Here is a 12,457-nt window from a genome sequence, read left to right on the forward strand (position 1 = left end):
CGACAAACGCCATTTGACATTTACAACATATCGACCATACTCGATATATGGATGATGATGACGCCCTAGCCTGCCTCGGTGCTCTGTCTCAGGGCACCCGCCTGGAGACCTTCCGGCTGCTGGTCCGCCAGGAGCCGGACGGCCTGCCCGCAGGCGAGGTGGCGCGGCAGCTCGATGTCCCCCAGAACACGATGTCCACACACCTCGCGGTCTTGACGCGGGCCGGGCTGCTGCGTTCGGAGCGGCACAGCCGCTCCATCGTGTACCGGGCCGACCTGGATCGCCTGCGCGAGATGATGCTGTTCCTGGTCAAGGACTGCTGCGCAGGGCGCGCGGACCTTTGTGAACCGCTCATCGCCGATCTGCTCCCGTGCTGTCCGCCCCGGAAGGTCGTCCAATGAGCACCGATGTCGTCATCTACCACAATCCCGCCTGCGGGACGTCGCGCAACACGCTGGCGATGATCCGCAACGCTGGCATCGAACCGCACGTGGTCGAGTACCTCAAGACGCCGCCGTCGCGCGCGATGCTGAGCCAGCTGATGGCGCGGGCAAGGCTCACGCCCCGGCAGCTCCTGCGGCAGAAGGGCACGCCCTACTCGGAACTGGGGCTGGATGATGCGTCGCTGACGGATGAGCAGTTGGTCGACGCCATGATGGCGCACCCCATCCTCATCAACCGCCCCCTGGTGGTGACCGAACTCGGCGTGAAGCTCTGCCGCCCGTCCGAGGCCGTCCTCGACATTCTGCCGCGGCCGCAGCAGGGAGCATTCGCCAAGGAAGACGGCGAGGTCGTCACGGACGCCCAAGGCCGCCGCGTGGCCTGACACCCAGCCTCGGCCATCCCATTGGCGCCGCTCTGCCCTGACGGCGGACGGCGCGCCGCGTCCTGTTGCTTGAAAGAACCCGCTGCATGCTGGCCCTGGCCATCTTCGCCTTCACCCTCATCCTGGTCATCTGGCAGCCGCGCGGCCTCGGCATCGGCTGGTCTGCCATGGGCGGCGCCGCACTGGCCCTGCTGACCGGCGTCGTCGGCTGGGCCGACGTGCCGGTGGTCTGGGACATCGTCTGGGACGCCACCTTCACCTTCGTGGCGCTCATCATCATCTCGCTGCTGCTTGACGAGGCCGGGTTCTTCCAGTGGGCGGCGCTGCACGTGGCGCGCTGGGGCGGCGGCAACGGCAGGCGGCTGTTCCCGCTGGTCGTGGTGCTTGGCGCCGTCATCGCGGCCTTCTTCGCCAATGACGGCGCCGCCCTGCTGCTGACGCCCATCGTCATGGCCATCCTGCTCAGGCTGAACTTCTCCGCGGCCGCCACGCTGGCCTTCATCGTCGCCTGCGGCTTCGTGGCCGACACCACCAGCCTGCCACTGGTCATCTCCAACCTCGTCAACATCGTCTCGGCCAACTACTTCGGCATCGGGTTCGGCCGCTACGCCGCCGTCATGGTGCCGGTGAACTTGGTGGCGCTGGCCGCGACGCTCGGCGTGCTCTGGGCCTACTACGGCCGCCAGGTGCCCGCGAGCTACCGCATGGACCAACTGGAGGCGCCCAGCGCCGCCATCCGTGACCATCTCGTGTTCCGGGCGGCCTTCCCCCTGCTAGCCGTGCTGCTGCTGGCCTACTTCGTCCTGGCGCCGCTGGGTGTGCCGGTGGCCGCGGTTACCGGCGCCGCGGCTCTGGTGCTGCTGGTGCTGGCCGGACGCTGGCACCGGGGCGGCAACGGCGCCGTGGTGTCCGTTCGCAAAGTGATGCGTGAAGCCCCGTGGCAGATCGTGGTGTTCTCGCTTGGCATGTACCTGGTGGTCTACGGGCTGCGGAACGCCGGGCTGACGAACCACTTGGCAGGCGTGTTGGAGTGGCTGGCGGGGCATGGCCTGTGGGCCGCTACCATCGGCACCGGCGTCGGCGCCGCGCTGCTCTCCTCGGTGATGAACAACATGCCTGGCGTGCTGGTCGGCGCGCTCGCCATCGAGCAGGCGCAGGGCATCCCGCCCGCCATCCGCGAGGCGATGGTTTACGCCAACGTCATCGGCTGCGACCTCGGCCCCAAGTTCACCCCCATCGGCAGCCTGGCAACGCTGCTCTGGCTGCACGTGCTGGCGCGGAAGGGCACCACCATCACCTGGGGGCAGTACATGAAGGTCGGGCTGGTCATCACGCCGCCGGTCCTGCTGGCCGTGCTGGCCGCACTGGCGCTCTGGCTGCCAGTGGTCGGCACCCCATGAGCGGGCTGGTGGAACGCGACGTCCTGGTCATCGGCGGTGGTCAGTCCGGGCTCGCCGCCGGGTACTTCCTGCGCCGGAGCGGGCTCGGTTTCGAGATCCTGGACGCCAATGAACGGCCTGGTGGCGCCTGGCCGGATACCTGGGACTCCCTGCGACTGTTCTCGCCCGCGCAGATGAGCTCACTTCCCGGGTGGCCGATGCCGCCTTCGGGCGATGGCTACCCGACGCGGGATCATGTGATCGACTACCTGACGCGCTACGAGCGGCGATACGATCTGCCGGTTCGGCGGCCGGTGCGTGTCCTGGCGGTGGAGGAAGCGGGCGACCGGTTGGCCGTGAAAACCGACCGGGGCACCTGGATGGCCTCGGCGGTCATCAGCGCGACCGGCGGCGCGGGCGTTCCCCACATCCCGGACTATCCTGGTTCGGCGGGCTTCCGTGGCAGGCAGGTCCATTCTTCCCGCTACCGGACCCCCGAGGACTTCGCCGGACAGCGTGTTCTGGTCGTGGGCGGCGGCAACAGTGGCGCCCAGATCCTCTCGGAGGTGTCTCGGGTCGCTGAGACAACCTGGGTCACGCCGGAGCCACCGCGCTTCCTGCCCGACGACGTCGATGGCCGCGTGCTGTTCGAGCGTGCCACCGAGCGGGTTCGCGCACGGATGGAGGGACGGGAGCCGGATGCGCCGAAGGGCGGCCTCGGCGACATCGTCATGGTGCCACCGGTGCTCGAGGCGAGGGAGCGTGGAGTACTGCACAGCGTCCGCCCCTTCGCCAGCTTCATGCCGGACGGCGTGGTGTGGCAGGACGGCAGCCTCGGCGCAGTGGACGCCGTCATCTGGTGCACCGGCTTCCGACCGGATCTGCGGCATCTGGCGCCGCTCGGCGTGCTGGAGCCGGATGGCCGGGTCACCGTCGAGAATGGCCGCGCCACCTGCGAGCCGCGCCTCTGGCTGCTCGGCTACGGCGACTGGAACGGTGCCGCCTCCGCGACCCTGGCGGGCATCACCCGATCGGCCCGTGACACCGTTCATGCCATCCAACAGTTCCTGACGACCGGGAGACCCTGATGACCTCCGACCTCGACCTCTCATTGCCCAATGTGGCCGACGACCATCTTCAGATGCCGGACTTCTCCAAGCTCGGCATCCCCGGCGCCAGCACGCATCCGCCGCGCATCCTGCTGCTCTACGGTTCGCTGCGGGAGCGGTCCTACAGCCGGTTCCTGACGCTGGAGGCCGAGCGCATCCTCCGCCGCCTGGGCGCCGAGACCCGCGTCTACGACCCCCGCGACCTGCCCGTGGTCGACAGCGTGCCCGCCGACCACCCCAAGGTCACCGAACTCCGGGAGTTCTCCCTGTGGTCCGAAGGACAGGTTTGGTGCAGCCCTGAACGGCATGGTGCCGTCACCGGCATCCTCAAGAACCAGATCGACTGGCTGCCACTGGAGAGCCGTGGGGTGCGTCCCACCCAGGGGCGCACGCTGGCGGTGATGCAGGTCTCCGGTGGTAGCCAGAGCTTCAACGCGGTGAACATGCTGCGCCTGCTCGGCCGCTGGATGCGGATGGTCACCATCCCGAACCAGTCATCGGTGCCCAAGGCGTACGAGCAGTTCAACGAGGCGGGCCGGATGCTGCCGGGACCGCTTTACGACCGCGTCGTTGACGTCATGGAAGAGCTGATGAAGTTTACCCTGCTGACGCGGGATGTGTCCGGCCACCTGACCGACCGCTACAGCGAGCGGAAGGAGCGGGCGGAGAAGCAGGCCAAGGCTGACTTGGCAAAGCTGTCGGGTGCCGTTGAGTAACCTGGCCAATCCGGTTGCAGCGGCCTGCTGAACGGATCTTGCCGCGGTCCACCAGACGGCGCCTCATTCGCTTTCAAAATCTCGCGAATCGGAAGTCGAGGCCCTGATCAAGGATGCAGATCTCTCCGCAGTCGATTGAGGCGTTGGTAAAGGTCATTTCCGGCGGGCCAGGAGCCGGACCAGACGTTGCGCCACCAATCGGGCGTTATCGGTCCGGCCCGAAGCTGGAGAGCTTCATGCGGGACTGCGGGGTGCTCATCACCATAGGGTCTGGCTCGCGACTGCCAGCTTTGTCCGAGGCGCTGCTGGGTGTACTGCGGCGCGGCGATGCCAACACCATGCGCATCATCATCGAGAAGGCGGCCGATCCGCGAGACTTCGTCACCGAGCCGGAGAAAGTGCCTCAGGTCATCAGCTACCTGAACCAGTTCCTCGTCTACGATGGGCTTGAGTTGCAGCACCAGGGGCAGCGTGTGCGATTGGTTCAGGCGGGGACGTCGGCGCCTGTGCTGGCCGCTCTGGCGCAGAAGACGCAGACCATCGATTTTGACACTGTCCAGCGGGACCTGGAGCGCGCGATGGCAAGCGCCGCCACGGATCCCGAGGATGCCGTCACGGCGGCTTGCTCAGTAATCGAGAGCGTATGTCGCTCCGTCCTGATTGAACTCGGGGTGAAGTTGCCGGACAGGCGGGACATTTTGAGCCTGTACAAGGCTGTAAGGGAGCCACTTGCTCTCTCGCCGGGTCGCGAGGATCTGCCAGCCGAAGTAGCAGAAGATGTTCGTCAGGTTCTCAGTGGTCTCCATACCGTCATCCAAGGCATCGGTGCGTTGCGCACGCACGCCGGGGATGCGCACGGGCGGGAACGCGGGTTCCGCCGGATCGACTCTAGGATAGCGCGCCTCGCAATCCACTCAGCCAGCGCCGCCGCCTTGTTCATCATCGAGACATGGCAGCAGAAGCACCCGACAAAGCCGCTGGTCGCCCATTAGGGATGTAGGGTAACCACACGCTCTGAGGGCTCACAGGCTTGCTCGGCTGCTGCTTGGCAGGATGTTCGCCGACGACTACTTGGTCGCAGGAGGCGCCGTGTCGCCGTCGCCAAGCGCCAGCTGCATCAACACGGTGTCCAGCCAGCGCCCATGCTTGCGCCCGACCGACCGCAGGACGCCGGTATGCTCGAAGCCGAGCGCCCTGTGCAGCCGGATCGACGCTTCGTTCCCGCTATCGCCGATGACGGCCACCATCTGGCGGTAGCCGAGGTCAGAGCACTCCTGGATGAGGGCCTCCAGCAGGCGGCGGCCGATGCCGTGGCCGCGGGCCTCCTCGCTGATGTAGACCGAGTTCTCCAGCGTGTTCCGGTAGGCAGGCCGAGGCCGGTAGGCACCCACGTAGGCATAGCCAAGTACTTGGCCATCGCTGCCCTCAGCCACCAGGTAGGGCAGCCTACGCTCGGCGATGGCGGCCCTGCGCTGCCGCATGTCGTCAGCCGTCGGCGCCTCGGTCTCGAAGGTGGCGGTGCCATGGAGCACGTGGTGCCGGTAGATGGCGGCGACGGCCTCCATGTCGGCCTCCGTGGCGAGCCGGATGGTCACTGCGGCAGGCTGTTTGGCGGGGGCGGATGGGTTCGGGTCGGGCACGGGAGCCTCGTTGTCCTGTTGAATGGTTGACTGTTAGCGGCGCCGGAGCGCGTACGGCACCAGCGCCAGCACCATCAGGATGTTGAGCGCGGCGGCGCCGCACAGCACGGCCAGCGTGGTGGATGCGCCGAACCCGTCCAGCAGCCAGGCGCCGAGGAACGGCGAGGCCGCCTGCGCGACGAGGGTCGGCATCGCGATGCGGCCCATGAGCACCGCGTAGCCTTCCTTGCCGAAGAGCGCCAAGGGCAGCGTGCCGCGGGCAATGGAGCGGATGCCGCTGCCCATGCCGTACATGACGATGCCCGCCGCCACGACACCCGGCGCACCGGCCAACATGCCCAGGCCGACCGCCACCAGCACCGCAGACGCGACCAAGCTCCAGATGGGATGCGCCTTCTTGCCGAACAGCATCTCCAGCACGCGGGCGCCGACCTGCGCCGGGCCGATCAGCGTGCCCAGGGCAACGGCCGCCGCCAGCGCCAGCCCTTGCGACTGCAGCATTGTCAGCAGGTGGACGGAGATGACGGTCATGATGACCGCCGCTAGGGTGAACCCCGCTGCCAGCACGACGAAGGCGTAGTGCTGGCCCGCCTGCACATGGCCTGGTGCCACGGCAGCCTTGGCGGCCGTAGTTGCCGCAGAGGGCTTGGCCAACTCGCGCGGCACGCCGAACAGGTAGAGCGGCAGGACCACGGCGAGGTGGATGGCGGCGTAGGTCAGGCAGGCGCCGCGCCAGCCCAGGTGGTCGACCAGGAAGGCGCTAAGCGGCCAGCAGACGGTGCTGGCGAAGCCGCCGAAAAGGGTGACATGGGTGATGGTCGGTCGCGCGTGCTCGCCGTAGAGCCGTCCCAGGGTCGAGAAGGCCGAATCGTACAACCCGGCGCCCATGGCCAGACCGAGCACTACCCAAGCGACCACGAACACCGGCAGGCTGGGCGCCACTCCGAGCAGCAGCAGACCCGCGGAGAGCAGGACGGCGCTGGCGGCGAGCACGGGGCGGCCGCCGTGCCGGTCGATCAGGTGGCCGATTCGCGGCGACGCCAGGCCCGACACCAGCATGCCGATGGACAGGGTGCCCATGATCCAGGTGAGCGGCCAGCCGGTGTCCGCGGCGATCGGCCCGGCCAGCACGGCCAGCAGGTAGTATGACGAACCCCAGGCAAGGATTTGGCCGACGCCGATGGCCGAGGCGACCGTCAGCCGATTGCGGCCCGCTGCCGCAACGGGAAGGGCGCGTCCCGGTGTCGTGGCCTGGCTCATTTGGCGGGCTCGGCCGGTGCGGTTGCCCGCGCGGTGTTGGTCCCGCAGCACGTCGTTTCCTTGACCAGCTCCTGCTCCGGCCTCGGGGAGCAGCAGGCGACCAGGGGCGCCGCGGGAGCGCAGCAAGAGGACACCGCGTCGGCGTCGGCGGCGCCGGGCGGCACGCGGCTTGAGCTGCAGACGCCGGTCTCCGGCAGGTCGAGCTCGACCCGGCGCGCAGCCTCGAGGTCGCCCGCGAGGAAGGCGGCGATGGAGCGCACCTGCTCGTGGCCGGTGGCCAGCAGGAAGGTCGGCGCCCGGCCGTAGCTGGCCATCCCGGCGAGGAAAAGCCCGCTGTCCGGCTGCTGGAGTTCGAAGGCGCCGTGCGGCCGGACGGTGCCGCAAGAGTGCAGGTTGGGATCGATCAGCGGCGCCAGCACGCGCGGGCACTCCAGCGCCGGGTCCAGGTCCAGGCGGACCTCGCCGAGGATGCCGAGGTCGGGCCGCAGGCCGGTGGCCACCACCATCTCATGGACCTCGACCGCCCGGCCCTCCAAGCTCATGACATCCAGGGAACCACCGGCGTTCCGGCGGATCTCGTCCACCGCGAAGGGTGCGATCAGCTCGACGGCACCGGACGCGACAAGGCGACGGAGCCGCTGGCCCAGGGCGCCGCGCTCCGGCAGCTGGTCGGCGGCGCCACCGCCGTAGGCCCGCGTCAGGTCGGCATTGCGGGCTGCCCAGAGGACAACGGTGCCCGGCACCTGTTCGGCCAGGCGGGCGAGGTCGAGGAGGGTGCCAACGGCCGAGTGTCCGGAGCCAACCACAAGGACGCGCTTGCCCGCGTAGCGGCCGTGGTCGGCGCCGAGGACGTCGGGCATGCCGTGGCGGATCCGGTCGGCGGCCTCGCGTTCGCCGATGGCGGGCATGCCGGAGGCACCGGCCGGGCTGGGACTGCCCCAGGTGCCGGTGGCCACGATGACGGCGCGAGCGAGGAGGCGGCCCTCGCGTCCGTCGGCCTGGAACCTGACCTCGAAGGGCTGCCTCCCGCGCTCGGCGTCGCGGACCTTGCCCACGCGTTGCCGGGCGACGCCGGTCACCCGCGTGTTCAGGCGCAGGCGGCCAGCGATCTCCGGCAGCGCGGCGAGCGGCACCAGGTAGTCGTCGGCGAGCTCGCGTCCGGTCGGGAAGCCATCGGCGTCAGGTGCCGTCCAGCCGTGCCGCTCCAGCAGGGCCTGGGCCGCCCGGTCGATGTTGTAGCGCCAGGGGGAGAACATGGGGACGTGGCCCCAGGCGAGCGGCGCCGTGCCGACCGAGGGACCGGCTTCCAGGATGACCGGCTCGAGGCCACGCTCTAGCAGATGCGCTGCGGCGGCGAGGCCGACCGGACCGCCGCCGATAATGGCGACAGGTAGCGATCTGAGATCGGCGTGGCCCTCAAAGCCCCTGTTGTGAGGGCGCGGCGTGGCGGAGCAGCAGGAGATCATCTGTCAGTCCCCTTAATGCCTCGGTGGGCGATGCATGTGCGCAAGCCAATGATCAGCATCGGCAGGTGTTCTTGGCCTGATCGCGGGCGGCGGCGGCGCGGTCGGTCTCGGTCAGGGTTGCCGTGGCGTCCATCCATGCCTCCAAGCCGACTTTGAAGGCTTCGCGGCCCTTGTCGGTCAGCGTGTAGACCTTGCGCTCGCGGCCGGAGACGACCTCGGACGCCGAGGTGACGTAGCCGCCCTGCTCGAACTCGCGCAGCGTCGGGTACAGGGCGCCTTCTGAGGGCGAGCAGCAGCCGTTGGTGGTCCGCTCCACGGCACGGGCGATGTCGTAGCCGTGCGCCGGGCCGTCATGCAGCACCTGGAGGACGAAGAACCGGCTGAGCGCCATCTTGATGGTCCCGGCCCAGTAGGCCCGGTCGGTAAAGTCCGGGGAGGGACGGGCTACGGCGCGGAGGGCGGGTTCCTTCGACATGGTGGTATGCTATACCTTGCAGGGCGAGGTATCAACGCTACTCTGTGGAACCCGCCTGAGGGCTTGCCTGCCCCACCCGCCGCGTCCAGATGCTGCAGAGGCGAATGATGGCGGCTGAAGCTTCGATCGGCCACCATGAGCCCTGGCAAGCGGCGATGAACCTCCTATGCTCCTCCAGGACGTTTCGATGCCGAGGCAAGGGAGCAGACGATGAGCCTGGCAACTTACACCTTGAAGATGGCGGCCATTGCCGCGCCTGCTGCAGCGCTTGTGGCATTCGGTGCCGAGCCGATGCCCGCAGGCTGGCTCGACGGCATCGTGACGCCAGGGGGCACCGTCGGCCACGCTGCTGTCGTCATCGGCTTCTGGGCCGCCGGTGTTGCCTCCATCATGGTGAGCGCCGTTGTGGCGGCCGGACTGGCGCGCGATGCATGGCGCCTCCGGCAGGAGCTCCGGCAGGCGCGGACAACCTCCGCCCATTGAGTTGACAAGGTTCCCAAGGCGGATCGTCGGTGGGCTGCCCTGCGTGGGTTCGCCGCCCCGTCGCTGCGCGGGGTGCCACACGAGGGCGGGCGCCTGGCTACCGGTGAGGCACCTGCCGGGCATCAGGATGAGCGGCGGAAGTGTTGACATGGATATCGCTTAGAGCTGCAGCTCGGCCCTAGCACAAAGCGAGTATGATGCCTAGTCATCTCCAGTAGAACGTGGTGGCAGTTAAGGAGAGCAGTTGGAACGCCAAGGAATTTGGCCCGACTGTTCACTTCTGGCTTAATGTTTGAGGTCGAAAAGCTCTCTTGCGTCGCTTTTTAGATGCCATTCACGCTTTTTCGCGAAGTGTCAGCAGAGTTGACAAGGCTAATTCCGAAGTTCGATTCCAAGATTTCTTGCAAAAAGGTATGCCTGCATCTGATTTTTACTTAGTTTTTATTGTGCCATCTTATGGCTTAAAATGACATCTTATGCTTGGATTCACAACAGCACCCAACTTACCCGCCCGAATCCCGCGCGATCGTCGCCAGCTGGTCCGCCCGCTCGTTCATCGGGTCGCCCGCATGGCCGCGCACCCAGCGCCACTCCACCTTGTGCGGCTTCGCCGCCGCCAACAGGCGCTGCCAGAGTTCGTAGTTGGCGACAGGGTCCTTGGCCGCGTTGCGCCAGTTGTTCCGCACCCAGCCATGGATCCAGCGGCTGATGCCGTTGCGCACGTATTCGCTGTCCGTATGCAGCACCACGGTGCAGGGCCGCTTCAGCGCCTCCAGCGCCGCCGCCGCCGCCGTCAGCTCCATGCGGTTGTTGGTGGTCTTCGGGTCGTGGCCGGAAAGTTCCTTCTCCACCTCGCCGAACTTCAGGATCGCCGCCCAGCCGCCCGGCCCCGGGTTCGGCTTGCAGCCGCCATCGGTCCAGATCTCGACCACACGCTCCGCCGCCTCGGGTGGCGCGGTTTCAAAGACGTCAGAGGCCATAGGCGCGCACATCCCGGGCAGCTTCGTGGAAGCGCAGGCGCTTCAGGTATTCCAGCGGGTCCTTGCGCGTCACCATCGCCCCCGCCGGCGTATGGGTCCAGTCGTACAGCCGCGTCAGCAGGAAGCGCATGGCCGAGCCACGGCACAGCACCGGCAACGCCGCCAGCTCCGCCTCGCTCAGCGGGCGGATGCTCTGGTAGGCCGCGATCACCGCCCGCGCCTTGGTGATGTTGAAGGCATAGTCCGGCTCGAAGCACCAGGCATTCAGGCAGATCGCCAGGTCGTAGGCCAGGAAGTCGGTGCAGGCGAAATAGAAGTCGATCAACCCGGACACGCGGGGCACGCCGCTCTCGTCGCCCAGGAAGAACACGTTGTCGGGGAACAGGTCGGCATGGATATGCCCGCGCGGCAGGTCCTGCGGCCATTCGCGCAGGATACCGTCCAGGTGCCTGTCCAGCTCGGCCACCAGCCCTGGCAGCACCGCGTCGCCGCCCTCCCGGCAGCCATCCAGCAACGACGCCCAGGCCTCCGGGCCCAGGCTGTTCGGCCGCGCCTCGGCAAAGCCGGCGCCGGAGGCATGCAGCTCCGCCAGCGCGGCGCCCAGCGGCGCGCAATGCTCCTGCCGCACCCGCCGGGGCCAGACGCCGGGCAGGAAGGTGCAGATGGCGGCAGGCCGGCCGCACAGCTCGCGCAGCGCCTCCCCATCCCGCGCCGCCACCGGCTGCGGGCAGGACAGGCCACGCGCCGCCAGGTGCCGCATCAGGCCGAGGAACCAGGGCAGCTCCGCCGGGTCCACCCGCTTCTCGTACAGCGTCAGGATGAAGTCGCCCGCGGTGGTCTTCAGGGCGTAGTTGCTGTTCTCCACCCCCTCCGCGATGCCGCGGAACGCCACCAGCTCGCCAATGCCATACTCAGCGAGGTAGGCGCGCAACGCCTCGTCGGAAATCTCGGTGTAGACAGCCATGGGGGTCTCAGCGCGCCTCTTTTGTCGAACCTGGCCGGTGCATCGGCGGCACCCGGAAGATGATGTCCTCCACCGCCACCACCACTTCCTCGGTGGTCACGGTGAAGCGCTCCCGCAACCGGTTCAGCACCTCGTCCACCAGCACCTCCGGTGCGCTGGCGCCGGCCGTCAGCCCGACCACGGCAACGCCATCGGCCTGCGCCGGGTCCAGCTCCGCGCCCCGCTGCACCATGATGGCGCGCGGGCAGCCGGCGCGTTCCGCCACCTCCCGCAACCGCACGCTGTTGGAGGAATTCGGCGCCCCCACCACCACGAACAGCCCGGCCCGCCCGGCAATGGCCTTCACCGCCGCCTGCCGGTTGGTGGTGGCGTAGCAGATATCTTCCTTCCCCGGCCCGACCAGATGCGGGAAGCGCCGCTGCAGCGTGGCGACGATCTCCGCCGTGTCGTCCACGGACAGCGTGGTCTGGGTGGTGAAGGCCAGCGGCCCCGGTGGCGGCTGCACCGTTTCGGCATCCTCCACCGTCTCGACGATGGTGGCCGTGCCCTCCGGCAACTGCCCCATGGTGCCGATCACCTCCGGGTGCCCCTCATGCCCGATCAGCAGGATATGGCGGCCGGCACCCTGGTGGCGCTCGGCCTCCCGGTGCACCTTGCTCACCAGCGGGCAGGTGGCGTCCAGGTACAGCATGTTGCGCCGGCGCGCCTCGGCCGGCACCGATTTCGGCACGCCATGGGCGCTGAACACCACCGGCGCATCCAGCGGCACCTCGTCCAGCTCCTCGACGAACACGGCCCCCTGGGCCTCCAGATTCTCGACGACGAATTTGTTGTGCACGATCTCGTGCCGCACATAGACCGGCGGCCCGAATTTCTGGATCGCCTGCTCGACGATCTTGATGGCGCGGTCCACGCCGGCACAAAAACCGCGCGGCCCGGCCAGCAGCACATGCAGGGGCGGCTTGGCCACGGCCTCGGCACGGCCCTCGCGGGGTGCCTCGGCGACGCGCCCCGGAGGGGGCGGCAGGGCGGTGTTGTCGGGGGCGGGCGAGGCGGTCATGCTTGCGTCTGGGCCGGAGGCGTGGTGGTTGCGGGGCAGATCGGTCGCGGCGATGCGGCGGGGGGCACGGTCGCCCACCATCCATCCGGCCGCACTAAG

14 protein-coding genes are annotated in these 12,457 nt (G+C 68.4%); 7 read left to right on the plus strand and 7 right to left on the minus strand.

Translation table 11 applies throughout. From position 1 onward, the window contains the following. Positions 1-47: 47 nt before the first annotated feature. The 6 genes from IBL26_RS09765 to IBL26_RS09790 all read left to right on the plus strand — a co-directional run bounded on the left by IBL26_RS09765 (position 48) and on the right by IBL26_RS09790 (position 5,022). Positions 48-401, plus strand: a complete 354-nt coding sequence (locus IBL26_RS09765) for an ArsR/SmtB family transcription factor (protein ID WP_187784287.1) — start codon at positions 48-50, stop codon at positions 399-401. Further along, positions 398-826 carry an arsenate reductase (glutaredoxin) gene (gene arsC / locus IBL26_RS09770; protein ID WP_187784288.1) on the plus strand — a complete coding sequence of 143 codons (429 nt, stop codon included), beginning with the start codon at positions 398-400 and terminating at the stop codon, positions 824-826. The genes IBL26_RS09765 and arsC overlap by 4 nt, the downstream gene beginning before the upstream one ends. An 86-nt stretch (positions 827-912) precedes the next feature. After that, the gene (locus IBL26_RS09775) at positions 913-2,226 is read left to right on the plus strand and encodes an arsenic transporter (protein WP_187784289.1); all 1,314 of its coding nucleotides are present in this window, start codon (positions 913-915) and stop codon (positions 2,224-2,226) included. Next, positions 2,223-3,293 carry an ArsO family NAD(P)H-dependent flavin-containing monooxygenase gene (locus IBL26_RS09780; RefSeq protein ID WP_187784290.1) on the plus strand — a complete coding sequence of 357 codons (1,071 nt, stop codon included), beginning with the start codon at positions 2,223-2,225 and terminating at the stop codon, positions 3,291-3,293. Before IBL26_RS09775 ends, IBL26_RS09780 begins: the two co-directional genes overlap by 4 nt. Beyond that, positions 3,293-4,030: an arsenical resistance protein ArsH gene (arsH, locus tag IBL26_RS09785; protein ID WP_187784291.1), complete on the plus strand. Its 738-nt coding sequence runs from the start codon at positions 3,293-3,295 to the stop codon at positions 4,028-4,030. The genes IBL26_RS09780 and arsH overlap by 1 nt, the downstream gene beginning before the upstream one ends. 113 nt (positions 4,031-4,143) lie before the next feature. After that, positions 4,144-5,022, plus strand: a complete 879-nt coding sequence (locus tag IBL26_RS09790; RefSeq protein ID WP_187784292.1) for an abortive infection family protein — start codon at positions 4,144-4,146, stop codon at positions 5,020-5,022. Positions 5,023-5,097: 75 nt separating this feature from the next. On the opposite strand, the gene IBL26_RS09795 is transcribed toward IBL26_RS09790, so the two are convergent. From IBL26_RS09795 to IBL26_RS09810, 4 genes are read right to left on the minus strand one after another with little or no spacing between them, the layout of a single operon-like run. Beyond that, on the minus strand, positions 5,098-5,670 hold the full coding sequence (locus tag IBL26_RS09795) for a GNAT family N-acetyltransferase (protein ID WP_367615402.1): 573 nt from the start codon (positions 5,668-5,670) through the stop codon (positions 5,098-5,100). A 33-nt stretch (positions 5,671-5,703) separates the two neighbouring features. Then, positions 5,704-6,930 (minus strand): MFS transporter, encoded by a 1,227-nt coding sequence (locus IBL26_RS09800; protein WP_187784293.1) that lies wholly within the window; start codon positions 6,928-6,930, stop codon positions 5,704-5,706. Then, positions 6,927-8,396, minus strand: coding sequence for an FAD-dependent oxidoreductase (locus IBL26_RS09805; protein ID WP_187784294.1), 1,470 nt, complete (start codon positions 8,394-8,396; stop codon positions 6,927-6,929). The genes IBL26_RS09800 and IBL26_RS09805 overlap by 4 nt, the downstream gene beginning before the upstream one ends. Positions 8,397-8,448: 52 nt before the next feature. After that, complete coding sequence (locus IBL26_RS09810; RefSeq protein WP_187784295.1) at positions 8,449-8,871, minus strand: PadR family transcriptional regulator; 423 nt, start codon at positions 8,869-8,871, stop codon at positions 8,449-8,451. 210 nt (positions 8,872-9,081) lie between these two features. Between IBL26_RS09810 and IBL26_RS09815 the strand changes: the two genes are divergently transcribed. Beyond that, positions 9,082-9,354, plus strand: coding sequence for a hypothetical protein (locus IBL26_RS09815; protein ID WP_187784296.1), 273 nt, complete (start codon positions 9,082-9,084; stop codon positions 9,352-9,354). A 503-nt stretch (positions 9,355-9,857) separates the two neighbouring features. Here IBL26_RS09815 and rnhA read toward each other — a convergent pair. Genes rnhA through ispH form a run of 3 tightly spaced genes read right to left on the minus strand, consistent with a single transcriptional unit; the run spans position 9,858 to position 12,358 of the window. Next, entirely contained in the window at positions 9,858-10,334 is a 477-nt protein-coding gene (gene rnhA / locus IBL26_RS09820) for a ribonuclease HI (protein ID WP_187784297.1), read from the minus strand. After that, complete coding sequence (locus IBL26_RS09825; protein WP_187784298.1) at positions 10,324-11,298, minus strand: homoserine kinase; 975 nt, start codon at positions 11,296-11,298, stop codon at positions 10,324-10,326. Before IBL26_RS09825 ends, rnhA begins: the two co-directional genes overlap by 11 nt. 7 nt (positions 11,299-11,305) lie before the next feature. Continuing rightward, positions 11,306-12,358, minus strand: a complete 1,053-nt coding sequence (gene ispH / locus IBL26_RS09830) for a 4-hydroxy-3-methylbut-2-enyl diphosphate reductase (RefSeq protein WP_241749219.1) — start codon at positions 12,356-12,358, stop codon at positions 11,306-11,308. Positions 12,359-12,457: the final 99 nt, after the last annotated feature.

The sequence above is a fragment of the Teichococcus aerophilus genome, assembly GCF_014490485.1.
Taxonomy (GTDB): Bacteria; Pseudomonadota; Alphaproteobacteria; order Acetobacterales; family Acetobacteraceae; genus Pseudoroseomonas; species Pseudoroseomonas aerophila.